Raw genomic sequence first — 23,822 nt, forward strand, 5'->3', positions numbered from 1 at the left:
CGCGTGCAAGGACTGATTCGCCTCTTCATACGTTATCGTGCCATCATCCTCATTCTCTTCGCAGTGATGCTGGCTGCCGGAAGCTTCGCCCTGTCGCGCCTGGACATCGAGGCCTATCCCGATCCCTCGCCACCGCTGGTCGAGATCATCACTCAGAACCCATCCTGGTCTGCAGAAGAGATGGAGCAGCAGGTCACGGTCCCGGTCGAAACAACACTGAACGGAACGCCACACCTCGATCAGGTCCGCTCTATCTCGATCTTCGGACTCTCCGATGTGAAGCTCTACTTCAGCTTCGACTCAGACTACTTCCGCGACCGTCAGGAGGTCCTCAACCGCCTCCAGACGCTGCAGCTTCCCAATGCCCTGCAACCACAGCTCTCTCCGTGGTCGCCTATCGGCGAGATCTTCCGCTACCAGCTCACCGGCCGTGGCTACACGCTCAATGAGCTGAAGGCCACGCAGGATTGGCTGGTACGCCGCGAGCTTAAGCAGGTTCCGGGAATCATCGATATCACGACCTTCGGCGGAAGCACGCGCCAGTATCAGGTCGAAGCCGATCCGGACCGTCTGCTCAGCTATGGAGTCACGCTGCCGCAGGTGCTCAACGCCATTCAGTCTTCGAATGCCAACGCAGGAGGAAACTACCTTCAGCTCGGCAATCAGAACGTCAACGTTCGCGCCCTTGGACAAGTCCATAGTACCGACGACATCGCCCACATCGTAGTCGCTGAAAAGAACGGCGCCCCCATCACGGTAGGAGACATCGGCAAAGTCCGGGAAGGCTCCCAGCCTCGTCTCGGTGAGGTCGGCCGCAATAAGGAGAACGATATCGTTCTCGGAATCGTGCTCCTTCAGAAGGAAGAGAAGTCTCTTCCAGCGTTGAAGGCCCTCAAGGAAAAGATCGCCAGCCTCAACACGGGTAGCCTCCTTCCTCCGGGCATGCACATCAGCACGATCTACGACCGTACGAATCTCATCAACCGCACCACCCATACGGTTCGCGAGGTCATCCTCACCGGCCTTGTGCTGGTCACGCTGGTGCTGCTCTCCATGCTCGGCGATCTGCGTATCACCTTCATCGCCGCAGTCACCATTCCCTTCGCTGTGCTCTTTGCCTTCGGCATGATGGTGCTCAGCGGACGCTCGGCAAATCTCATCTCCATCGGCGCCATCGACTTCGGCATTCTGGTCGACTCGTCGATCATCGTGCTCGAAAGCATCTACCGCAAGCTCACACGCCGGCTGCCGGGCGAGCAGACTGGCGACCTTATCGTCGAGGGTGTCACCGATGCCGCTCGTCCCGTGCTGTTCTCGACAGCGATCATTCTGATCGCCTTCATTCCACTCTTCACCATGCAGGGCGTGGCCGGCCAGATCTTCTCGCCCATGTCGGTCACCTATGGATTCGCCCTGATGGGTGCTCTGTTGTTCGCGCTCATCTTTGCTCCAGTGCTGGGGTACATGACCGCACCGGCTGAACAGAAGGTAGGCGACGGCTACACCTGGCTAAGCCGCGGCCTCAAGAACACCTATGAAAAGGCCCTGCACCACGCGCTTCACTTCCCGCGTCTGGTATGGATCGGTGCCGCAGCGATGCTCGGCATCGGCGTGCTCTGCTTCATGCTGGTCGGCGGTGAGTTCATGCCTCCTCTCGAAGAAGGAAACCTCTGGATTCGAGCCACACTTCCACAGGATGTCTCCTTCGACACCTCAGCCCACCTCGCCGATCAACTACGCGCCGAGATCGCCAGATCTCCCGAGGTAACCCAAACTGTCTCGCAGATGGGACGGCCTGACGACGGCACCGACGTCTCCACCTTCAACAACATCGAAATCTCCGCCGCGCTTAAGCCGCAGGAAGAGTGGCGCCCGGGACTCACAAAGGCAAAGCTGATCGACGAGATGAATCGGCGTCTCTCGCGCTTCCCAGGCATCGAGCTCAACTTCTCCCAGGCCATCCAGGACAACGTCGAAGAGGCAATGTCGGGCGTCAAAGGAGAGAACTCACTCAAACTCTTCGGTGACGACCTCGACACGCTCACCTCACTCTCAAGCAAGATCGAAAAGACCATGGAGACCGTTCCGGGTGTTGCCGACGTGGGTGTCTTCAAGGTGGGCGGTCAGCCATCGCTGGTTATCCAGATCGATCGCGCACGAGCGGCTCGTTACGGCATCCTCTCCGGAGATATCAACGCCGTGGTACAAGCCGCTGTCGGTGGTGCTCCAGTCACCCAGGTCATCCAGGGCGATCGACGCTTCGACCTTACCGTACGCTATCCCGAGGACAATCGCTCGACGCCAGAGGCCATTCGGGCCATTCTTGTTCCCACCTCTGACGGAAGCCGTATTCCGCTGGCTCAGATCGCCGATGTCTCCATTCGCCAAGGCAGCTTCCAGATCTTCCGCGAAGCAGGCCGACGGTATATCCCTATCAAATTCTCCGTTCGCGGACGGGATCTCGCGACCACAATCACCGATCTCCAGGCGAAGCTGAAACAGAAGGTTCCGATGCCTACTGGCTACGATTACACCTGGGCCGGTGAGTTCGATTCCCTCCGCAAAGAGCAGGCACGGCTTGCCATCATCATTCCCATCTCACTGGCAATCATCGTCATCCTGCTCTACATGCAATTTGGCACATGGAAGGATGCGTTCATCGTAATCGCCACCCTTCCCTTCGCTGCCGTAGGCGGTACGGTGTCTCTCTTCCTCACTCATACCGCCTTCAGTATCTCGGCTGCGGTAGGGTTCACATCCCTGATCGGCGTAGCCACGCTGGGAGCCGTCGTCTTTATGTCGGGAGTCCGCCGAGCTCAACGCGAGAGCGTCGACGGAACCGGCCTCGAGCATGGCTGCGTCGACGAGATGCGTCCCGTCGTCATGGCCTGCATGGCAGCGGGGCTCGGCTTGCTTCCCGCCGCCGTCTCCAACGGAATCGGAGCACAGGCACAGCAACCGCTGGCACGCGTCGTTGTTGGAGGCATGGCGACGACCATCATCGCCATCCTCTTCGTGATGCCTCTGCTGCTGCGTCGCCCCCCTGGACGCTCGCCCATGCACGGTGCGGACACTGAGACGGAGTAATCCGAGCTCAGTGTCCTCCCGAGGGCTTGCCGCCGGCTTTGAATTTTTGGATGAAGAAGACCAGCGGCGTAACCGCCAGGGTCACCCAGCCAATCGCGCGAAAGACATCCAGAAAGCCAAGCAGGCTGGTCTGCGCCGTCAATTGATTGTAGTAACGGAGGTAAGAGGCTCTTACTGCGTCCGCGTGGGAGAATCCCTGACTCATCAGGTAGTTCGTGGACCTGTGAATCGAATCCTGCAACCACGCGCCCGAAGCAGGTAGATTCGCCGACATCACGTTCTGATGAAAGCTCTGGCGCCGCTCGCTCAGCGTCGTTGCAAAGGAGATCCCGAAGCTTCCTCCCCAGTTACGGAACAGGTTGGTTAGGCTCGACGCGCGATTGTTCTCATTCGGTTTCAATTGAGAGTAAGCCAAAATGCTCAACGGGACGAAGAAGAAAGCGTACCCCAATCCTTGAAATGCACGCGCAAGCGCATAGTGCCGATAGTCCGTTTGAAGAGTCAGGCCACTGTAATAAATCATCGAAGCAGAAACCGTCACCAGGCTGAAGGTCAGCAGCGTTCGAGAACCTACGATCCCACGCTGCACCAAGATTGCTCCTACCGGAGCAAGCAGCGTGATGACAAAGGCTCCCGGCCCCAGCACCAGCCCTGCATCGATAGCGCGATAGCCATACAGCGATTGCAGCATCTGCGGAATCATCGTCGTCGTCGCAAACAGCCCGAAGCCAAAGGTGAAGTAGAACACCGAGGCAATCGCAAAATTCGGATAGCGCAACAGGCGAAGCTCCAGGATCGGGTCATCCACTTTGAACTCCCAATAGATCGCCACGGCGAAACACACCAGCGCTATCCCAAATAGCCAGCAGATGAAGCTGCTGCCGAACCAGTCATCGATCTGGCCTCGGTCGAGCATGATCTCGAGCGCTGCCGAACCCAGCGCGATCAGGCCGATCCCCACCCCATCGATCTTCAACCTTCCGCCCTTGCGGGCGCTCTCGCGCTCCTCTTTGAACGCAGGGGGATCGCTGACGAACCGGTTCGTCAGATAGAGCGACAGAAGCCCGATCGGAATGTTGATCAGGAAGACCCAGCGCCAGTTGTAGTTGTCCGTAATCCACCCGCCAAGGACAGGACCGATCGCCGGAGCCGTCACGATCGCCACCGTATAGAGCGCGAAGGCCGAAGCTCGTTTCGCCGGGGGAAAGGTGTCGACCAGGATGGCTTGTTCCACTGGAGCGAGCCCTCCCCCACCGATCCCCTGCAAGACACGGCTCAGCAGCATCACTCCAAGGCTGGGTGCGATTCCGCAGAAAAAAGAGGTCAGCGTGAACAGCGCCACGCACGCCATGTAATAGTTCTTGCGCCCGAAGACACGGCTCAGCCAAGCGCTCATCGGCAGAACGACGGCATTGGCCACCAGGTACGTCGTAAGGATCCAGGTAACCTCGTCGAAGCTGCGCCCCAGCCCACCGGCGATGTGAGGAAGCGATACGTTCGCAATGGACGTATCGAGCAGCTCCATGAAAGTCGCCAGGGTAACTGTCAGGGCGACGACCCATGGATTCACCGCCTTAGCGACTTTCGCAGCCTGCTGCTGAGGCAGTACTTGAACCGCGCCCATTGTGCCCCTTCTGCTTCAAGAATTGAGACCGATTGGTCTCTTTAGGAACACAGTTGTGATGCGATTGAGGCGCTTGTGGATTCGATTAAACCGGCGAGAATTCTATCGCGCTGAGGACTGTAGGCTTTTCCCCTTCGCCGCATGCGCCCGGACGCGTGTTTCCAGATAAGCGTCGAGGTGTTCCATCGCATCCTGAAGGGCCTGATCGTTCTTTTCAATACGACTTATGAGCATCCCGCCTTCAAGCCCGGAGATGATCACTCTCGAAACCTTCTCAATATCAACATCGTCTCGAACCGTTCCAGCCGCAATTCCATCTGCCAGAATCGTTCGCAACATCTTCTGCCATCCCTTTAAGGCATTCCGGACTCGCTCTCGCAGAATCGGATTTCCATTGTCGGAATCCACTCCGGTATTCAACAGGGGACATCCACCCGGAATGCTTGATCGATGAACAAATCCAGCGACGTGATGTTTCAGCCTGTCGACGTGGTCGGGAATCTCATCCAGGCCCTGACGCCGAAGCGCGGTGGACACCATCCAGGCATAGTCAAACGCCTCTGCGGCAATCTCCTCCTTACTTTCGAAGTGCCGATAGATGCCGCCCTTTTCGAGTCCGGTCGCGGCCATAATGTCCTTGATCACGCATCCGGCATAACCCTGCTTGTTAAAAAGAGGGGCCGCTGCTGCAATGATCTTCTGCCGTGTCTCTTCTCCCTTATTCATGGCTCTCTTTCATGATGATAAAGAAACCAAATGGTCTCAATTTATTGTGACGGGACCGAATGACGAATCCTCTTCGGCGATTCCAATGACATTCAACATCCGCCCGGTCCTTCCCGCCTGGGCCCGATGCGAGAAATATCTGGGCTTTCCTGAGAGATCCCGTGTGCAGGCGGTGCATTCTCCCACGATCGTAATCTTTTCTGATGAGAGTCCTGCATCCAGCAACTGCCTTCTGTTCGCCTCCCACAGATCGACTCGCATAGCCGGAGTTGTTTCATCCGGCCCCTTGCTCGCATGAAACAACTCCGCCCCATACGGGAACTCGGCCTCAAACGTCTCTCTCACCTCTTCACCGACGGTATAGCAGCACGCGCCGATACTCGGGCCGATCGCTGCCAGCAGATCCTCCGGGCTCGAGCCATACTCTCGCCGCATCGTCTCAACCCCATGCTCTGCGATCCGTGCCGCTGTCCCTCTCCAGCCCGCATGAAACGCCCCTACTGCCCGCCTGAGCGGATCGACGACCAGAACCGGGACACAGTCCGCCGTGCCTGCCCCCAGCAGCACCCCAGGCCTGTCGGTGACCAAGCCATCTCCTTCCAGGACCGCCTTGCCCTCCGGCGTCTCCAGGCGTCCCGCAAATGCATCTTCAGCCTCGATGCGGACAACCTGGTTCTCGTGCACCTGCCGGGCAGTTACCAGCTTCCATTTCGTTCGTGCGAGATCGTTTCTGGAGATCATCTCCACTAGAAGTCTGCGATTCTCTCGAACTACGCTCGGGTCATCTTCTTTGGTCCAACCCAGGTTCAAGGATTGACCGCCATAGGCCACCGACATCCCATTCGCGCGAGCGCTGAACCCATGACGCAGCCAAAGAATCTTCTGCCACTCCGGAATCTGCAGGATGTCTAGTTCCGCCATAATTCTTTTATTCTAAAATCGAAAGTGGCGATGACCTTTCCCTCTGGTTCACGTCTTCTCAAAGAAGGAATGCATCGGACTGACGCCACGAAGGCTAACTACCTTTTCTTTCAACAAAATTTGCATCTGGGATCAAGGGTCTGTAAGATACCGCGATTGCAGACATGAGAGCGAAAGTGCCTACTCCCACAGCAGCTACACAACTTCTCCGTACCCGCATCGGCAAGGTTTGCGTCGCCATTATTGGATCGACCGCGACCGAAATGATAGAAAAAGCGAGCGCTGTCGTCAAAGAAACTCCTTTTCTGGAATTCCGGCTGGATTATCTTGACAAACCCCTCAACGCGCTGCCGAAGTTCAAGCAGTTCTTCTCCGACAACACAGCTGCCACCGGCATCGCCACCTGTCGACGAACGGCCAATGGCGGAAAGTTCACCGGTCCTCTCGCCGCCGAGATGGAGATTCTCTCCAAAGCCTCTGGGGCCGGCTTCCATATCGCCGACCTCGAGCTCGAATCCGCCGAAGCCCTAAAAAAGGGCGAGCTGCAGAAACTACGGGAGACCGGGATCGCGCTGATCATCAGTCATCACGATTTCTCGGCGACCAAGGATCTCGACAAGATCTACGAGCGCATCACGCCGTTCCAGCCGGACTTCATCAAGATCGTCCCCACCGCCAAGACACTCACCGACAACGTCACCCTGATGCGCTTTTTGGAGCGCATGAATGAGAACTCCAACATCATCGGCATCTGCATGGGCGACGCTGGAATCATCTCCCGCGTGCTTGGACTGCGTGCCGGCTCCGCATTCACCTTTGCCGCAGCCACCCAGGGAGAAGAGACCGGTCCGGGCCAGATTGCCGCACGAACCCTGATCGAGACCTATCGAATCGATCAAGTCGACGCTGCCACCAAAGTCTACGGTGTCGCCGGCAACCCCATTAAAAGCTCGCTCTCGCCCATCATGATGAATACGGCCTTTCGCCGGGAGACGGTCAATGCCGTCTACCTCGCGCTCCAGGCCGCCAAGGTGAGCGATCTCCTCAAGCTTGTCCAGGAAATTCCGATCCAGGGGCTCAGCGTCACCATGCCGCACAAGCAGGAGATCATGGCGCACCTGGAGCACACCGATCCCCTCTCGGCCAAGATTGGAGCCTGCAACACCGTTCTGCGCGCTCAGGATGGCAAGCTCTACGGCTTCAATACCGATGTCGCCGGCATCGTAGGGCCTCTCGAGAAGCGGATGTCTCTGCGGGACGCCAAAGTGCTGGTGTTGGGTGCAGGAGGCGCCGCTCGCGCCGCTGTCTTTGGCCTGCGCGATAAAGGTGCAGAGGTCTTCATCCTCAATCGCACCGCCGAGGCGGCACAAAAGCTCGCCCGGCAGTCCGGCTCCAAGTCCATCAAAAAAGACGCGTTGGCCAAATCCTCCTTCGACGTCATCATCAATGCCACCCCGGTTGGTATGGCCGGCCAAAAGGCGGCCCCGCTCCTCGATGCAAAGGACCTCAATACCAGGCTGGTCTTTGATCTGGTCTATAACCCGCTCGAAACCCCATTGATCCGCCTTGCCCGTCAACAGGGCATCGCCTTCATCACCGGGGTGGAGATGTTTGTCCAGCAGGGAGCTCGCCAGTTCGAAATCTGGACCGGCAAGCCAGCCCCTGAGGAAGAGATGCTTCGAGTCGTCATCCACGCCCTTCGTCAACAGGCAGAAGCCCCGGTCGCAGAGACTCCCGTGGCAGCCAAGGCAACTGCCCCGAAGCGTAAGAAGGCCTCCTGACGTCTATCGCAGGAAACGAAAAAAAGAGCCACCCCAAGACCAGGGTGGCTTATCGTTTGAAACTAAAAAACTAAACTTAGTGATGGCCTTCGGCCGAAGCGATCTTTTCCTCTGCCTGACGAGTCAGCGCGTTGGCCTCGTCATACTTCTCGCCATCGTCGCCCGCCTCCTGCCACATCTTTTCGCCCGCCGCGAGCTCCGTACGCGCACTCTCTACATTGATCTCTTCGGGGTGAAGGGCGTTCTCCGCCAGAATCGTCACCCGTTCCGGCAAAACCTCGACGAAGCCCCATGCCACAAAGAAGATCTGATCCCCGGAGGCGCCGCCGTGCAGTCGCACTTCTCCCGCTCCCAGCTCCGCCAGCAACGGTGCATGCCCATACAGAGCTTCAAGGTAACCTGACATCGATGGCAGCTCAACCGCTTCCGCGGTCGTGTCCACCAGTACTCGGTCCGACGTCACCAGACGGACAGTAAGGAGGCCGGATTGGTTTGTATCTGCCATGCTCGTCTAAACTCTACGCTTCCAGAAATTCACTGAAACAAAGGTAAATCTGTTGAAGACCCACCCGTTTGAATCCGGGTGGGTATCCAGAATGATTACGCAGTCGCCTTCATCTTCTCGGCTGCGGCCAGAACGTCTTCGATACCGCCCTTCAGGTAGAAGGCCTGCTCCGGAATATCGTCGTGCTTTCCTTCGATAATCTCCTTGAACGAGCGGATCGTGTCTTCCACCTTCACGTAAGCTCCAGGAATACCGGTAAAGATCTCGGCAACATGGAAGGGCTGCGAGAGGAAGCGCTGTACCTTGCGAGCGCGCTTGACGGTCGTCTGGTCCTCTTCAGAGAGCTCGTCCATTCCGAGAATGGCGATAATATCCTGCAGATCCTTATAGCGCTGCAGAATCTTCTTCACGCCCTGCGCCACGTCGTAGTGCTCCTGGCCAACGATACGCGCCGAGAGAATACGCGAAGTCGAGGTCAGCGGGTCCACGGCGGGATAGATTCCAAGCTCCGAAAGCGGACGCGAAAGAAGCATTGTCGCGTCCAGATGAGCGAAGGTCGTCGCCGGAGCCGGGTCCGTGATGTCGTCAGCGGGAACATAAACCGCCTGCACCGAGGTGACCGAACCCTTCTTCGTCGAGGTGATGCGCTCCTGCAGCTGGCCCATCTCGGTCGCGAGGTTCGGCTGGTATCCCACGGCCGAAGGCATACGTCCCAACAGCGTCGAAACCTCGGAACCTGCCTGGGTGAACCGGAAGATATTGTCGATGAACAGCAGCGTGTCGGCGCCCTCCTCGTCGCGGAAGTTCTCGGCAACGGTCAGACCGGTCAGCGCCACACGCAAACGGGCTCCTGGCGGCTCGGTCATCTGTCCATAGATCAAGGCCGCTTTGGACTTGTTGAAGTCCTTGGGATCGATAACGCCCGACTCCTGGAACTCGTGCCAGAGGTCATTGCCCTCGCGGGTGCGCTCGCCAACGCCGGCGAACACCGAATAACCGCCGTGCTTCGAGGCAACATTGTTGATCAGCTCTTGAATAACGACGGTCTTGCCGACGCCGGCACCACCGAAGAGGCCGATCTTTCCACCCTTCAAGAAGGGCAGGATCAGGTCGACGACCTTGATGCCGGTCTCGAACATCTCTTCAGACGTCGACTGCTCATCGAACGCCGGAGCCTGCCGGTGAATCGGCAGATATTTCTTCGCTGCTACCGGACCCAGCTCGTCCACCGGCTGGCCTAGCACATTCAAAACCCGGCCGAGCGTCTCACGCCCTACCGGAACCATGATGGGAGCACCGGTATCGATTGCCTTCATGCCGCGCACCATACCCTCGGTCGCCACCATCGCGATGCAGCGCACGCGGCCTTCGCCCAGGTGCTGCTGCACCTCGACCACCACGTCCATGGGATTGGGAACGTCGAAGCCGTCGCTTACGATGCGCACAGCCTGGTAGATGGCCGGCATCTTTCCCTCTTCGAACTGAATATCAACGGCCGGGCCGCTGATCGAAATGACTTTTCCAATATTCTCTGCCATAGGTCTCTTTTCTCTTCCGCGGTTGCCTCTTTGCTTACAGAGCGGCCGCTCCGCTCACGATCTCAATAATTTCCTTCGTAATCGCTGCCTGACGCACTCGATTCATCTCAAGCGAGAGCGCGTCGATCATGTCACCGGCGTTGTTGGTTGCGGAATCCATCGCCGTCATGCGCGCCGCATGCTCGGCAGCTACCGATTCCAGCAGGGCGTGAAAGATCTGCGTGGTCACGTACTTCGGCATCAGGTGACGGAACAGCCTCTCCGGAGTTTGATCGAAGATGTAATCCACCTCGGCGGTGCCGAACTTCTTGGCCTCCGACTCGATTACAGACTCCTCGGGAACTGTAAGGCTCACCCCGGAGCTCTTCGCCGCATGAGCAGCCGCTTCCCTCTGCTCCTCGGTCATCTCCTCTGCAACGGTAATCTCGTGCGATCCCAGCTTGCGGATCGGAAGCAGCTTCTCCACCACGACTCTCTGCGCAATCACCGATTTGAACTCGTTGTAGACGATGTAAACCGAATCGATCTCCGCCCGCGTGTAGCGATCCACGATGGAGTGAGCCATCTCGCTCACCTCGTGGATATCCACCTTGTTCAAAAGTCCGGGATGATCGCCCGTTGTCTCAATCTGCGCTGCCCGGTGACGAATCACCTCGTAGTGAGTCGCCAGATCGTTGTCGTAGTGCTCTTCCTTCTTCTCGTAGTTCGCAGCAGGATATCTCTTCCCTACCAGGTCGCGAGCTTTCCTGCCGATTGGCTCGATATCGATGTTCTGGCCCTGCGACTGACGCTCAAGAATAAAAGACCGTGCCGCCTTTGTGATGTTCGAATTGAAGGCGCCGGCAAAACCCTTGTCTCCGGCGATCACTACCACCAGGACATTCTTTTCTTCACGTTCCACCAGAAGAGGGTGCCGGACATCTCCATCATCGCTGTACATATCCGAGCGCCGCACCAGCGATTCGAGCACGCTCGAGATCATCTGGGCATAAGGTCGGGCCTGTAATGCACGCTCCTGCGCACGGCGTAGTTTCGCAGCCGAGACCATCTTCATGGCCTTCGTAATCTGCCGCGTGTTCTTCACGCTGCGGATGCGACGCCGTAGATCGAGTACGTTTGCCATGGTTTACTTGGCCTGAGCCGTCTCTTTCTCCTTGCGCTGATCCTTACGCTGATCCAGGAAGGTCGACTTATAGTCGTTGATGCCCGCAATCAAGCGGCCCTTGATGTCATCGTCGATCGCCTTCTTGGTGACGATATCCGACAGCACATTCGATCCCGAGGACTCGAGATACGGATAAAGTCCATCCTCGAACGCGCGAAGATCCGAGACCTTCACGTCATCCAGCAGGCCATTGACTCCGGCAAAGATGATGGCAACCTGCTTCTCGAAGGGAAGCGGCTGGAACTGAGGCTGCTTCAGCAACTCCGTCAGCCTCTGGCCACGATTCAGCTGGCGCTGGGTCACCGGATCAAGGTCCGATCCAAACTGGGCAAAGGCAGCCAGTTCGCGATACTGCGCGAGATCAAGCTTCAGGGTCGAGCCCACCTGCTTGGTCGCCTTCACCGCAGCCGCAAAACCTACGCGCGATACCGACAGACCCACGTTGACCGCCGGGCGAACGCCGGAGTTGAACAGGTCCGTCTCAAGGAAGATCTGGCCGTCCGTAATCGAGATCACGTTGGTCGGAATGTAAGCCGAAACGTCGCCGGCCTGGGTCTCAATGATCGGGAGCGCCGTAAGACTGCCGCCACCAAGTTGGTCGGAAAGCTTCGAGGAGCGCTCGAGAAGCCTGGAGTGGAGATAGAAGACGTCTCCGGGATATGCCTCGCGGCCCGGAGGACGGCGAAGCAGCAACGAGATCTCGCGATACGATGCCGCGTGCTTTGAGAGATCGTCATAGATCACCAGCGCGTGCTTTCCGTTGTCGCGGAAGTACTCGCCGATCGCCGTAGCAGCGAACGGAGCCAGGTACTGCATCGGAGCAGGCTCAGACGCAGTCGCGGCGACGACGATGGTGTAGGCCATCGCGCCGTTCTCTTCGAGCGTCTGCACGACCTGGGCTACCGATGAGCGCTTCTGACCGATCGCGCAGTAGATGCAGATCAGATCGTTCTTCGCCGAGTTAATGATCGTGTCGAGAGCGATTGCCGTCTTGCCGGTCTGGCGGTCGCCGATCAGAAGCTCACGCTGGCCGCGGCCGATCGGAATCATCGTGTCGATGGCCTTGATTCCGGTCGCCATCGGCTCCCGAACCGACTGCCGAGAGATGACGCCCGGCGCCAACCGCTCGACGGGAAGAAACTTGTCCGTATCGATCGGGCCCTTGTCGTCGATGGGTTGGCCAAGCGCGTTCACCACGCGGCCAATCATCGCTTCGCCCACCGGGACCGACATGATGCGCCCGGTGCGCTTGACCTGGTCGCCCTCTTTCAGCACCGTGTAATCGCCCAGAAGTACGGCGCCCACCTGGTCTTCGTCGAGATTCATCGCCAGCCCGGCTATGCCGTGGGGAAAATCGATCAGCTCGCCGGCCATGACCTTGTCGAGACCGTGAACGCGCGCAATACCATCGCCCAGCGAGATGATCGTACCCACCTCGTCGATCTGAATCTTCTGCTCGTAGTTCTCGATCTGCTGGCGAAGCAGCTCTGTTATTTCACCTGCGTTGATCTGTGCCATGTCTTCCTTCTACTCGCCTTCGTATCAATCTTTTTTTATTTCAGCTTACTAAGCGCTAACCAGCCGCTGCTTCAACCGCTCCAGCTGAGCGCGGATGGAACCGTCGTAAACCGTCGATCCGATCCGAACGACCGCACCGCCCAACAGGGACGCGTCTTCGCTGTAGGTAGCGCGAATCCGGCCTCCGGCCAGCTTTGCCACCTGCGCTTCCAGTGCAGACCTGTCTTCGGCATTCAAAACATGCGCGCTGACGATCTCAGCCTCCGACAAACCCGCTTCCTCATCGGCTACCGCATGATACTCGTCAAGAATCTCTCCCAGGTCGGCCAGCCGGTCGTGGTCCATGATGACCGCGATAAAATTCCTGACCTGCGGAACCATACCAATCCTGCCCGCAATGGCGTCAAGCACCTTCAGCTTCTGGTCGCGGGCGATCGCCGGGTCCGACAGAACCTCGCGAAGCTCACGGCTTCCTTCAAAGGTCGCGCGAAAATCGCCAAGCTGCTGTTGGGCAGCCTCGGCATCCACCTTCTGAGAAACGACGACAGAGGCGAATGCATGGGCGTAGCGGAGTGCAATCACTGACATCAGTTACGCCCTCCCTCAAAATCCGAACCCAGCCTGCGAGCAAACTCCTGGACGAGGACACGATCCGTCTCAGCCGTCACCACCAGCTTTTTCGCCGCCTGGTCGATGGCCAGGTCCGCAGCATATTGCTGAATCTGTCGCCGGGCCTGCGCGGCGGCTGCTGTGATCTCCTGCTCAGCCGAAGCCAGAATCTTCTGCTTCTCTTCCTCAACGGAGGCCTTCATGCGCTGCTCATCGGCGAGGGCATCTTTCTCAGCCTGTGCGCGCATGGCGGCAATCTGCTCGTCCAGCTTGCTAAGCCGGGCTTCCACGCTGCCGAGACGGCTCTTCGCGTCTTCGCTCGCCGCACGCGCTTCGACCAGGTGCTTCTCAAGCGCCGCATTCCGGTTGCGGAACGTCTTGGGCAGAGTCTTCAGCAGAAACCATCCCACCAGAAGAGCGAGAACGACAAAATTCACAACCGTAAAGACCGTAGCCGCCTGATCTGGACCGAGGCCGAACTTTGCACCCAGCGACTTCACAGCGGCAGAGTGCCGAAAGGCCTCTTCGTCACTGTTTTCTTCCTGCTTCTCGGAAAGAGGAGCCTCCGGCGCGGCTTCACTTCCGCTCTGCGCCGCAGCCGGTGCAGCTTCCACCGCTCGGAGATGCGGTACAGGCCCCGCCAGCAGAACAGCGAGCGCCAGCCCAGGGAAAATAGCCTTCCATGTAATTCCGAAGCTCTTCACCGTGCCACCTCCGCAGCGGCAACGTTCGCAGGCAGAACAGCGGCAATCACTTTCGCGCTCAACTCTGCACTCGTTCTCTCAATCTGGGTTCTTGCCTCAACCGCGCCCTGCTCAACCTCCCGGCGCGCCGATCCGATGCGCTCCTGCGCAGCCTGTCGCACCTGCTCGAGAGCGGTCTCGCGCTCTGCGGCCCACTGCTTCATCCTGCGCTCGCGGGCTTCAAAGAGCTCAGCCTTCGCCTTGCGAAGCTTCTCTTCATAGGCACCCGTCTCCGCCTCGGCGGCTGCAATCGCACCCTTGGCCTGCTCCATGGCACCCGCCGTGCGCGCGTGGCGCTCCGTCAGAATGCGCTCCAGCGGCCGGCGAACTAGCAGCCCATACGCGATCACCAAAAGGATGAAGAGGAGCATGGTCGGCACAGCGCCGAGCACAAGTCCACCGAGTTCGTTAAGTATCTGGTCCATGTAGGGGTTCGGTCGCAACCGCTCCGAGTCTTTTCTTGATGAAGCCGTTCAGGCAAGCATATTTTGTCTTCGAAGCGTTACAGGTTGGGGCCTGTTATGCAGATTGCGGTACAACTAGTTTTAGCAAAGCGTTCGGTGGAGTGTCAAACCTTGATATGGCGATAAACGAACGGATGGGCGTTCATCGACCTTTCATTTCCGGCCGATCTCGCTTTGACTTTCTCTTTGAATCTCGTAAACTTTAACCACCACCCGGACCCTATTTTCTGGGTCACATAGGTCGCGTGATCGGGGACACCACCTCCGCTCCCCATCAGGCGGCCTATGCTAATTAACACCCTCTAAAGTCAACCTGCCCGCTGTACCTGAAACCTCCTGTAGCGGTTCAGCAGGGAGGCCGGTCCTCTCACAACCAAATACACCAAATTTCCCTTGAACCGTTTTTCCCGTAAAACCGCGCCCGCTTCCAGAGCCGCAAGGATTGCTCCTTCCGACTGAGGCAGCCTGAAATCCGTCTCGATCACAGGGTCGACAACTAGGTGATCGTCAATCGCCAGAAGCAGCTCGTCTAATCCCTCTCCCGTAAGGCCCGAGACCCAGACACGTCCCTTACGCCGCAGCGCCTCTTGCCCCTCCGGAGAAACCAGATCGGCCTTGTTCATCACCTCAATAACAGGCTTGCCGGCCACCTCCAGTTCGCTTAGCACCTTCTCTACTTCAACCTTCTGCTCTTCCAGCATCGGGCTTGAGGCATCGCGAACGTGCAGCAACAGCTCCGCACGTTGTACCTCTTCGAGGGTCGCCCGAAAGCTCGTCACCAGGGTGTGCGGAAGATTGCGGATAAATCCCACGGTATCCGAGAGCAGGATCTTTCGGCGTGATGGAAGTTGCAATTGCTTCAGCTTCGGGTCCAGCGTGGCAAACATCCGTGACGATTCCAGCACACCAGCCTCGGTCAAAGCGTTGAAAAGCGTGCTTTTTCCCGCATTCGTGTATCCGACCAGAGCCACCACCGGCACCGGCACCGCCTCCCGGCGCTGACGCTGCTGCCGCCGGATACGCCTGACTGACTCCAATTGTTCCTTTACGTGATGAATGCGCAAACCGATCTTGCGGCGGTCTGTCTCCAGCTGGGTCTCACCGGGGCCGCGAGTACCAATGCCGCCGCCAAGTTGGCTCATCGCCTTTCCCCGGCCCGCCAGCCTCGGCAGCTGATACTCCAGCTGCGCCAGCTCCACCTGCAACTGACCTTCACGCGTCCTCGCGTGGCGGGCGAAGATGTCCAGAATCAGCTGGGTTCGATCGATCACCCGTGTCTCGAGCTTCGCCTCCAGATTCCGCATCTGCGAAGGAGTCAGGTCATGGTCGAAGAGAACGATATCGGCGTTCACCGAGGCCGCAACCCCAGCGATCTCTTCCAGCTTGCCCTGGCCTATGAGCGTTGCGGCGTCGGGCTTGGCTCGGCGTTGCACCAGAGTCGCGACGATCTCCGCCCCAGCGCTTCGAGTGAGCTCTTGAAACTCCGCAAGAGACACATCGAAGTCCAACTCCATGGGCTCGGTATTGAGTCCCGAAGCTGCGCCGTCGTCAGCTTCAGATTCGGACTTAGAAGTCTCCGCCTCAGCTTCGGCCAGCAGAGTCGCAGCCTTTCGAGCCTGAGCCGCCGTGGCCGTCAGCCGACGCCGGGAAGCGGTAAACTCCACCGCCACCAGCACCGCGCGCTCCGCGGAAGCACGACTTAACTCCGTTAAGGCGCTCTGTGCCTCCGCAAGCGTACGGCGATTCGGTTTCGAGGTCTTCACAGAAGCGATCTGGACACCCTCACGAGTCTTTTCATGAAAAGTCTTTAAGATCGCCAGCAAGATGAATTCAACGAGCTGGTGATGCCCCAGCGACCTCAGAGACAGGTGGAGGAACTGCGGCAGTTCCCACTGCAGCCTGCGATGGTGCTGAACTGCGAAGATCTCCCTTCGCATCTCCATGCCCTCCACCCATGCGACCGCTTACAACAGTAGAAATCGCATGTTTGAAGATCAGTTGTTCCTGGCTGTTGTTTTCGAGCAGAACGGAGTACTTATCGAATGAACGGATCTTTCCAGTCAGCTTGACCCCGCTCACAAGATAAATTGTGATCGGGCTCTTGTCCTTGCGGACCGTGTTGAGAAAAGTATCCTGAATATTCTGTGCCGGCTTTGAGTCCATGGTGCCGATCTCCTTAGCTTGTAGATTTCCAAAATAATAAAGATTCCGCCAAACTTCATGCCCTTCAGTCGAACGTCCAGACAGCCGTTTCGCTGAGTCTGAAGCCAAGAGGTTCCACGATACGAGCATCCACCACATTTTTCAACTTGCGGGTTACCGCAAGCAATGCAGCTTCCACTCCATAAAACGTTAGACGCATCAAACTCCCGCTGGGACTCTTCTCTCTTACACAAGGATTTACCATAGCTTCAGTGCCAGCAGAAACCCTTCAGCCCGTTCCCATGCTCGACTTTTCCCGGCAATACTCCATCCTTCGGGATGAAGTACTGGCCGCAATCGAACAGGTCTGCGCCTCTCAACAGTTCATCCTCGGCCCCGCAGTCGAATCTTTCGAAGAAAAAGCGGCTTTAGCCTGCCAGGCTCCGCACGCCATCGGCTGCGCCAGTGGAACCGACGCCCTCTGGCTGGCGCTCGCCGCAGCCAATATAGGCCCCGGCGATGCCGTTATCACCACACCTTTCAGCTTCTTCGCCTCTGTCAGCTCCATCCTTCGCTGCGGCGCCCAGCCGCTGCTGGCGGACATCGATCCCGCGACCTTCAACCTCTCTGCCAGCTCTGTGGAGCAGGTCATCCGCTCCCATCGCGGTTCGAAGGTCAAAGCCATTCTTCCAGTCCATCTCTACGGCCAGTGCGCCAATTGGGACGCCTTCGGCGACCTGCAGCAACGCCATGGCCTGCTTCTCATCGAAGACGCCGCTCAGGCCTTCGGAGCCGCCTGGCGCGGCAAGCCCGCAGGCAGCCTTGGAGATCTGGCCTCCTTCAGCTTCTATCCCACCAAAAATCTGAGCGCGTTCGGAGATGCCGGCCTGCTCACCACCGCCTCCCCGGAGCTCAACGAGCACGCCCGTGTACTGCGGGCCCATGGAATGCGCCGTCGTTACTACCACGATGAAGTGGGCTGGAACTCTCGCCTGGACTCGCTGCAGGCGGCAATCCTTGAGGTCAAGCTGCGCTATCTTCCCCGCTGGAACGAGCAACGCCGCCACCTCGCCCATCGCTACGACCAGCTATTCACCCAGGCTGGCCTCATCGCAGCCAATACCAGCGAAGGCATCGTTCTGCCCATCACCGATCCGCGTGCCACCCACGTCTTCCACCAATACGTCATTCGCGCGCCGCGACGCGACTCGCTTCGCCAGCATCTCTCAGAACGCCAGATTGGAAGTGAGATCTACTACCCGCTCCCTCTCCACCTGCAAACCAGCCTCTCAAACCTCGGCTACCGTCAGGGAGACTTCCCCATCAGCGAACAAGCCGCGGATGAAGTGCTTGCGCTGCCAATCTACCCGGAGCTTCGTGACGACGAGCAGCAAACCGTAGTGGAAGCCATTCGAGCCTTCTACCGATAAAAAGACTGCAAACGGTCCTCAAATCTTGGCCACACTTCGGCATTCTGTGCGAAGCGAAAGCCTGCCCTGAGCGAAGGCGAATGGGAATCCCTGTATTTTTTGCAGGATCACGACCGGCACGCCAACTTCCCAGCCCGCAATGCTTTGCTCGCCTCAAAACGGGCTCAACGCCGTCCATGCCGTTTGGAGGCCGCAGCCTTTTTCTTCTTTTCCGTCACCGGCTCCGGATGCGCATCCCCAGCCGGAGCTGCCGTGGGATCCACAACCCGCCGAATAAGGTTCCCCTCCAGCCGATAGGTCTTCAGGTTCGTCTTTCCCGGAACGATAGCTCCGGTAATTGGATCCGGAATCACCGGCCCGGCCTCGTCTGACAGCACTCGATAGCTGAACGTCGGCGCCACCGCCATCGAGGTCGGAGCCGTTCCGTATGGGTCTTTTGCCATCTTGATCTCAACCGGGAGATATCCTTCGATGTTTCTCTCCCGAAAGCCCGTCTCATAGCGATGCTTCTTCACATTCCAGGTAAAGACCCGCACTTGATTGAAATCGTACGGAAGTCCAGCCTTGTAAGGACTGGCCACGGTTACATACACCGGAACGTCTTTCTCATCCTGGGGAGCCTCCGGATCGTTGACCCGGGTCAGCACATAAGCTCCCACGATCCGCTGGCCTTCGGAGTAGCGCATGATCGCATCCGGAACATCCACATCCATCATGCGGCTGTACAGCCAACCCGTATCGCCCTTGGAGTCGCGAACCAGCCACCAGTCTTCCATCAAGGGAGCGGCGGGTTCTTCCGTCGCCGGCGGTTTCGCTCCGGAAACCGGTTTCACAGCATCTGCCCGGGCAGCCACCGGTGGCCTTGCGATCTGTTGCCCCGGAGGAAGCGGCTTCGGCAACGTCGCACGCTGCAGCAGCTTCAGCTTTTCTCCCTCGACCAGCCGAAACAGGCGATCGGAATCGCGACCAGGCTTGGTATGCAGATAGACATCGTCGCGGACAACCCCGTTCGCGATAACAGGACCATCCTTATGGTCCCGCTTCAACGCCTCAAACTGGTCGAAGATCTCCTGGGTTGCAACAGCCTTCTCGTCAATCCAACCTTGCTCGCCCTTGCCGGTCTTAACTCTTAAGAATCGCCGGCCTCTTTCAAGAACCTCGAGCCTGTCACCGTTCTGTACCGTTCCAGTGCGGTTCGAGACCGCCGCCACACGATCCCGCAGAAAGGTCTGCTTCACCGTAACGTAGACGTATTGGATCGGCGGTCCGGGACGAAACTTCGAACATCCACCTAGAGCAAGCGCAAGACATCCACCTAAAAGCACGATGCAAAGCATCGCGGTTATGCCTCGCCGCCACTCACCGATCTGTCTGGATGATGAAAAGATAACCCTCGTACTCCGCCGCGCCACTCAGGACAGCGTCTCTTTATATTAGCGGCACTTCACGAAACAATTCTCGCTCATAGCTGCAAATCAACGGACTGTTACCCCCTCAAACACCCCGATCAATGGGTAACGGCAATCGCCGTAACGTTGGTTGGATCCGTATCGGTGGCCACACTCTTCGCCAGATTCAGCTTGCCCGGCGTTGTCGCATCGAAGCTATACATCGAAAGATCCGGGCTCCCGCCATTGGCTCCCGCCAGCAGATAGGTTCCGCCTGGATCTATTCCCAGCGAGTTGACCGCCTGTCCACTTGTGAACGGAGATCCCGACAACAACGTCAGCGCCTTGTTTGCACCAATGGAATAGCCTGAGATCGTGTTGTCATTACGATTCGCCACATAGAGATACGTGCCGGTCTTGTCTAAGACAACAGAAAATGGCCGGTTCCCTGCCGCGAACGGCGATCCTGCAATCGGATTGATAATTCCTCCCCCGCTGATCGTGTACACCGCAACGCCACCGTTCGTTCCAGAGCGTGCGATGTACAGAGTCGTTCCCGCACTATCGACCGCGAGGCTGTTGTCGCTGGACGAGGAGCTCACGGAGAGAAAGCTGGTAGAGTTTGTGTCTCCCGTTGCCGTATTCAGCGAGTAGACACAATCTCCTGCACTTCCCAGTGCCGAAAAGACAAAGTTGCCCACGGGAGATACCTTGACATCCTGAGGAAGAGGGGTTGCGCCGTTCGATATGTTACAGCTGGTGTCTGGCTTCAGAGCACTCAGTCCACCCGAGGAAGGATCAATCTGGAACTTATCCAGAGCGCCCGAAAAATCCAGGCCGAACAGCCACTTCCCATCCGGAGATGCGGCCAGGGACACAACGTTAATAACCACACCGTTGCTCTGCGGAGTCAGCGAGCCGTCCGAGTTGATCGCATAACCAGTGATGGCGCTCCCGCTCGTCACATAAAGAAATGAATTATTAGGTGAGACCACGGCAGCCAGTGGCTGATAGGAAACTGCCATGGATGAGTTCGGAACCGCCGTCAACGTTCCGGTACCAATCGTAAAACCTGCGATCGAACCCGTCGTCGTGTTTGGGCCTGACGTCGCATTTGCTACATAAACTCGACCAGTGCCGGTTCCACCACCACCACCACCACCGCCGCCACCGCTGTTATCTGGGGGAACAAAAAAATTGCCGCCGCAGCCTATGGAACCCATCGCAGCCGCTAGAATCGCCGCCGCTCGAATCAACGTCCAGCTTCCTCTGAACACGCCCTGTCCCATCCTCAATCTTGCGCCTCTAAAGTATCGCTAAATTCAACAATACCCTCATCTATAATCGCCCGCATGCCCGCAGATAAACGCCGACACTTCTGCACCGCAGCGCTTCTCTGTTTTTTTTGGATCGCCGGACAGAAACCTGCCCACTCTTTCGACGCCACAGAAACAAAAATGGCATCCGCGTCTCTCGAAAGGGAGATCCATTCCGATATGAATTTTCTCGCCGACGATGAATTGCATGGTCGAGGCTCCGCCACGCGGGATGAACATATCACCGCGCTGTTCGCCGCCTCGCATTTCCAGTCCCTCGGCCTCGATCCTGGAGGTGACAATGGAACCTACGTGCAAAAGGCAGCAGTCCCCAATCCACTCCCCCCGCCCCTGCAGCAACGTCTCGCGAACTACGAAAACACACCGCGTACCGAGACCTGGAACGCAATCGGAATTCTCCGTGGCAGCTCCGCCCCGGATCAAGTCATCCTCCTCACTGCGCATCTAGATCATCTTGGCGTAGCGGCCAATAAAAAGGGCGACTCGATCTACAACGGTGCCGACGATGACGCCTCGGGAACCACGGCCGTACTCACCCTTGCCCACCTGCTCGCAACCGGCAAACACCCCAGGCGCACAATTGTGTTCGCGCTCTTTGGCTCCGAAGAGATTGGCGGCTTCGGAAACCGCGCCTTCCTCGCCCATCCACCAGTACCGCTCTCTCAGATCGTCGCCAACCTCGAGTTCGAGATGATCGGCCGCCCCGATCCTTCCGTCCCCTCTGGCACCCTCTGGCTCACCGGTTTCACCCGTTCCGACCTGGGCCCGGAGCTGGTCCGTCACGGAGCCCACCTCGTCAACGATCCTCGTCCGAAGGAGCTCTTCTTCCAGCGCTCGGATAACTACGCGCTCGCGCGCCAGGGAATCATCGCCCATACGGTGTCCAGCTTCGGGCTCCATCACGACTACCACAAGCCCTCCGACGAGATTCGAACCATCGACTTTACCCATATGACCAACGCCATCTCTTCGATGCTTGGTCCCATTCGCTGGCTCGCCAACTCCGAATTCAAGCCACAGTGGAATCCCGGAGGAAATCCAAAACTCTCCCCACCCGCAACCCGGCAGTAAGAATCCCCTAAAAGAAAAAGGCGCGGAGCACGCCCGCGCCTTTCCTGTCTTCCGCTTCTCTCTTACGCAACAGCAGCCACGGCTGTCGGGGCTGCTTTTTCTGAATCCAGGACCACTCCAATCGCATGAATCACTGCCGTCACGCGTATCGCTGCGTTGATCAGCTCTTCGCTCGCACCCTTCTCGCGAAGAACGCGCTCATGCGAATCCACGCACTTCTCGCACGCGTTCACGGCGCTTACCACCAGGCACCACAGCTCGAAGTCCACCGCGTCGACGCCATGTCCCCGCAGGGCATTCATCCGCAATCGCGCTGGCAGCGTCGCGTACTTCTCGTTCGTCGTCAGGTGATGAAACCGATAGTAGATATTGTTCATCCCCATGATCGCCGCTGCTGCCTTTACCGCATCCAGGGCATCCGGCGTCAACCCGGCAGCTTCAGCCTCTGCTATCGTCGCTGCGGTTAACTCAGGATTTCTCGTCGCTATGGCAGAAGCTACGACCGTGCCCCACAGCTGCTGCGAGGACAACTCCGTATTCTGCTTGACCAACGAAGAGTAGTTCAGCTTCATGTCCTTCGCGTAAGGTGGCAATCCACCAATCAGATCTTCCATTCTCATCTCTTGTCTCCTCCTCATCCGCAAAACGGGCACGGATCCAGCTGCATCCGTGCCCGAAAATTTTGCATCGATGCGGTTAGTTCAACGTGGCTTCACCCTTCTGCCAGTTGCAGGGGCACAGTTCATCGGTCTGCAGAGCGTCGAGAACCCTCAAAACCTCCTGAGGATTGCGTCCCACCGACAGATCCGTCACATAGATAAAGCGAATGATGTTGTCAGGATCCACCAGGAACGTAGCGCGCTGCGCCACGCCAGCCTTCTCATCCAGAATGCCAAGCTGACCGGAAAGATCACGCCTGATATCCGACAGCATCGGGAAAGGAAGGTCTTTCAGGTCTGCATGATGAGTGCGCCACGCTGCGTGAACATACTCATTGTCCGTGCTCGCGCCGAGAACCTGGCAGTCGCGATCAGCAAATTCGCTATTCAGCTTTCCGAAGGCTGCGATCTCCGTCGGGCAGACGAACGTGAAATCCTTGGGCCAGAAAAAGTAGAGCTTCCACTTGCTGGGGTAGGTGTCGCCGGTGATCGTCTTGAACGCCTTGGCCTCATCCTTCTCAGTCGAAACGGTGGCAGTAAGCTCGAAGTCGGGAAACTTCTCTCCAATTTGCAGCATGTTCAATAACTCCTCTTAGGGTTGGCGGTTAATCAATTCCGTAGCTTCACGACGGCTTAAATCGCGAATGAAGCGCATGACTGATCTTAGCATGGAAGAGCTACGTCGCGCAAATCGTAAGTCTAATGTATTGAATTATTTACAAGCAAATAAAGCGGTGCGCTGCAGCCCGAATCCAGGCTGCAACGTACCGCTTCGAGGGTGAAAAATTTCGACTTCGAGGAAGAGATTACTTGGCGGCGACCAGCTCATCCGCCTTGATAATTTCCTCGATCTTGCGGCCGATGGCTTTGATGGATCATCGCGATCCCATGTTCGGCACAAAGTCTGCGAAAGCTTGAGGAGGTCCGCCGCATGAGAATTAGTCTACCCGAAAAAAATAATAACAGTTATCATCCAATAGAATTTGTTATCCATAGCGCGCTTGTGCCCTACCATCTCCGCACCCTCTGCACAGATCATGGCTGGCATCCTGCCAACTTATTGCCCTTTCGTCACTTTCACGGCCCAGACTCCCTCTCCTGCTCCGTCGCTGCT

The 23,822-nt window shown here is 57.8% G+C and carries 20 protein-coding genes; 4 read left to right on the plus strand and 16 right to left on the minus strand.

Annotated elements, in window-relative coordinates:
- Window positions 1-3: 3 nt before the first annotated feature.
- The gene (locus AC5S26_RS27145; protein WP_494188086.1) at window positions 4-3,087 is read left to right on the plus strand and encodes an efflux RND transporter permease subunit; all 3,084 of its coding nucleotides are present in this window, start codon (window positions 4-6) and stop codon (window positions 3,085-3,087) included.
- 7 nt (window positions 3,088-3,094) lie between these two features.
- On the opposite strand, the gene AC5S26_RS27150 is transcribed toward AC5S26_RS27145, so the two are convergent.
- The 3 genes from AC5S26_RS27150 to pgeF form a co-directional block, all read right to left on the minus strand.
- Window positions 3,095-4,711: a DHA2 family efflux MFS transporter permease subunit gene (locus AC5S26_RS27150; protein WP_494188087.1), complete on the minus strand. Its 1,617-nt coding sequence runs from the start codon at window positions 4,709-4,711 to the stop codon at window positions 3,095-3,097.
- Between the two features lie 102 nt (window positions 4,712-4,813).
- Entirely contained in the window at window positions 4,814-5,437 is a 624-nt protein-coding gene (locus tag AC5S26_RS27155; RefSeq protein WP_494188088.1) for a TetR/AcrR family transcriptional regulator, read from the minus strand.
- Window positions 5,438-5,473: 36 nt separating this feature from the next.
- The gene (pgeF, locus tag AC5S26_RS27160) at window positions 5,474-6,358 is read right to left on the minus strand and encodes a peptidoglycan editing factor PgeF (RefSeq protein ID WP_494188089.1); all 885 of its coding nucleotides are present in this window, start codon (window positions 6,356-6,358) and stop codon (window positions 5,474-5,476) included.
- A 176-nt stretch (window positions 6,359-6,534) separates the two neighbouring features.
- On the opposite strand from pgeF, the gene aroE reads away from it, so the two are divergent.
- Complete coding sequence (gene aroE / locus AC5S26_RS27165; protein WP_494188090.1) at window positions 6,535-8,139, plus strand: shikimate dehydrogenase; 1,605 nt, start codon at window positions 6,535-6,537, stop codon at window positions 8,137-8,139.
- A gap of 76 nt (window positions 8,140-8,215) precedes the next feature.
- Here the strand turns inward: aroE and atpC are convergent, their stop codons facing one another.
- The 9 genes from atpC to hfq form a co-directional block, all read right to left on the minus strand.
- Window positions 8,216-8,644, minus strand: coding sequence for an ATP synthase F1 subunit epsilon (gene atpC, locus AC5S26_RS27170; protein ID WP_494188091.1), 429 nt, complete (start codon window positions 8,642-8,644; stop codon window positions 8,216-8,218).
- Window positions 8,645-8,739: 95 nt separating this feature from the next.
- Complete coding sequence (atpD, locus tag AC5S26_RS27175; RefSeq protein WP_494188092.1) at window positions 8,740-10,182, minus strand: F0F1 ATP synthase subunit beta; 1,443 nt, start codon at window positions 10,180-10,182, stop codon at window positions 8,740-8,742.
- A gap of 34 nt (window positions 10,183-10,216) precedes the next feature.
- A complete protein-coding gene (locus AC5S26_RS27180) occupies window positions 10,217-11,305 on the minus strand; it encodes a F0F1 ATP synthase subunit gamma (RefSeq protein WP_494188093.1) in 1,089 nt (362 codons plus the stop codon).
- Window positions 11,306-11,308: 3 nt separating this feature from the next.
- Window positions 11,309-12,865 carry a F0F1 ATP synthase subunit alpha gene (gene atpA, locus AC5S26_RS27185; protein ID WP_494188094.1) on the minus strand — a complete coding sequence of 519 codons (1,557 nt, stop codon included), beginning with the start codon at window positions 12,863-12,865 and terminating at the stop codon, window positions 11,309-11,311.
- Window positions 12,866-12,913: 48 nt separating this feature from the next.
- Window positions 12,914-13,453: an ATP synthase F1 subunit delta gene (gene atpH / locus AC5S26_RS27190; RefSeq protein WP_494188095.1), complete on the minus strand. Its 540-nt coding sequence runs from the start codon at window positions 13,451-13,453 to the stop codon at window positions 12,914-12,916.
- Window positions 13,453-14,178: a F0F1 ATP synthase subunit B gene (locus tag AC5S26_RS27195; protein ID WP_494188096.1), complete on the minus strand. Its 726-nt coding sequence runs from the start codon at window positions 14,176-14,178 to the stop codon at window positions 13,453-13,455. Before AC5S26_RS27195 ends, atpH begins: the two co-directional genes overlap by 1 nt.
- Window positions 14,175-14,642, minus strand: a complete 468-nt coding sequence (locus AC5S26_RS27200; RefSeq protein ID WP_494188097.1) for a F0F1 ATP synthase subunit B family protein — start codon at window positions 14,640-14,642, stop codon at window positions 14,175-14,177. Before AC5S26_RS27200 ends, AC5S26_RS27195 begins: the two co-directional genes overlap by 4 nt.
- Window positions 14,643-14,989: 347 nt before the next feature.
- Window positions 14,990-16,444: a GTPase HflX gene (hflX, locus tag AC5S26_RS27205; RefSeq protein ID WP_494188098.1), complete on the minus strand. Its 1,455-nt coding sequence runs from the start codon at window positions 16,442-16,444 to the stop codon at window positions 14,990-14,992.
- 67 nt (window positions 16,445-16,511) lie between these two features.
- Window positions 16,512-16,844 carry an RNA chaperone Hfq gene (gene hfq / locus AC5S26_RS27210; protein ID WP_494188099.1) on the minus strand — a complete coding sequence of 111 codons (333 nt, stop codon included), beginning with the start codon at window positions 16,842-16,844 and terminating at the stop codon, window positions 16,512-16,514.
- A gap of 251 nt (window positions 16,845-17,095) precedes the next feature.
- Between hfq and AC5S26_RS27215 the strand changes: the two genes are divergently transcribed.
- Window positions 17,096-18,253, plus strand: coding sequence for a DegT/DnrJ/EryC1/StrS family aminotransferase (locus tag AC5S26_RS27215; protein ID WP_494188100.1), 1,158 nt, complete (start codon window positions 17,096-17,098; stop codon window positions 18,251-18,253).
- A 164-nt stretch (window positions 18,254-18,417) separates the two neighbouring features.
- Here the strand turns inward: AC5S26_RS27215 and AC5S26_RS27220 are convergent, their stop codons facing one another.
- Entirely contained in the window at window positions 18,418-19,590 is a 1,173-nt protein-coding gene (locus AC5S26_RS27220; protein ID WP_494188101.1) for an SH3 domain-containing protein, read from the minus strand.
- Window positions 19,591-19,760: 170 nt separating this feature from the next.
- A complete protein-coding gene (locus tag AC5S26_RS27225) occupies window positions 19,761-20,897 on the minus strand; it encodes a lactonase family protein (RefSeq protein WP_494188102.1) in 1,137 nt (378 codons plus the stop codon).
- Window positions 20,898-21,137: 240 nt separating this feature from the next.
- Between AC5S26_RS27225 and AC5S26_RS27230 the strand changes: the two genes are divergently transcribed.
- Window positions 21,138-22,049 (plus strand): M28 family peptidase, encoded by a 912-nt coding sequence (locus tag AC5S26_RS27230; RefSeq protein WP_494188103.1) that lies wholly within the window; start codon window positions 21,138-21,140, stop codon window positions 22,047-22,049.
- A gap of 62 nt (window positions 22,050-22,111) precedes the next feature.
- On the opposite strand, the gene ahpD is transcribed toward AC5S26_RS27230, so the two are convergent.
- Both ahpD and AC5S26_RS27240 read right to left on the minus strand, forming a co-directional pair.
- Window positions 22,112-22,669, minus strand: a complete 558-nt coding sequence (gene ahpD, locus AC5S26_RS27235) for an alkylhydroperoxidase, AhpD family (protein WP_494188104.1) — start codon at window positions 22,667-22,669, stop codon at window positions 22,112-22,114.
- Window positions 22,670-22,745: 76 nt separating this feature from the next.
- On the minus strand, window positions 22,746-23,285 hold the full coding sequence (locus AC5S26_RS27240; protein WP_494188105.1) for a peroxiredoxin: 540 nt from the start codon (window positions 23,283-23,285) through the stop codon (window positions 22,746-22,748).
- Between the last annotated feature and the right edge of the window lie 537 nt (window positions 23,286-23,822).

Source organism: Edaphobacter sp. FHG110511_03 (genome assembly GCF_059115365.1).

Bases quoted from the DNA above. Each gene is read 5' to 3' on its own strand.
- AC5S26_RS27150 (WP_494188087.1), bottom strand. From the start codon at position 4,711: ATGGGCGCGGTTCAAGTACTGCCTCAGCAGCAGGCTGCGAAAGTCGCT.
- atpH (WP_494188095.1), bottom strand. From the start codon at position 13,453: ATGTCAGTGATTGCACTCCGCTACGCCCATGCATTCGCCTCTGTCGTC.
- atpA (WP_494188094.1), bottom strand. From the start codon at position 12,865: ATGGCACAGATCAACGCAGGTGAAATAACAGAGCTGCTTCGCCAGCAG.
- AC5S26_RS27240 (WP_494188105.1), bottom strand. From the start codon at position 23,285: ATGCTGCAAATTGGAGAGAAGTTTCCCGACTTCGAGCTTACTGCCACC.
- atpD (WP_494188092.1), bottom strand. From the start codon at position 10,182: ATGGCAGAGAATATTGGAAAAGTCATTTCGATCAGCGGCCCGGCCGTT.
- hfq (WP_494188099.1), bottom strand. From the start codon at position 16,844: ATGGACTCAAAGCCGGCACAGAATATTCAGGATACTTTTCTCAACACG.
- atpC (WP_494188091.1), bottom strand. From the start codon at position 8,644: ATGGCAGATACAAACCAATCCGGCCTCCTTACTGTCCGTCTGGTGACG.
- AC5S26_RS27155 (WP_494188088.1), bottom strand. From the start codon at position 5,437: ATGAATAAGGGAGAAGAGACACGGCAGAAGATCATTGCAGCAGCGGCC.
- AC5S26_RS27220 (WP_494188101.1), bottom strand. From the start codon at position 19,590: ATGCTTTGCATCGTGCTTTTAGGTGGATGTCTTGCGCTTGCTCTAGGT.
- AC5S26_RS27200 (WP_494188097.1), bottom strand. From the start codon at position 14,642: ATGGACCAGATACTTAACGAACTCGGTGGACTTGTGCTCGGCGCTGTG.
- AC5S26_RS27230 (WP_494188103.1), top strand. From the start codon at position 21,138: ATGAATTTTCTCGCCGACGATGAATTGCATGGTCGAGGCTCCGCCACG.
- pgeF (WP_494188089.1), bottom strand. From the start codon at position 6,358: ATGGCGGAACTAGACATCCTGCAGATTCCGGAGTGGCAGAAGATTCTT.
- AC5S26_RS27180 (WP_494188093.1), bottom strand. From the start codon at position 11,305: ATGGCAAACGTACTCGATCTACGGCGTCGCATCCGCAGCGTGAAGAAC.
- ahpD (WP_494188104.1), bottom strand. From the start codon at position 22,669: ATGAGAATGGAAGATCTGATTGGTGGATTGCCACCTTACGCGAAGGAC.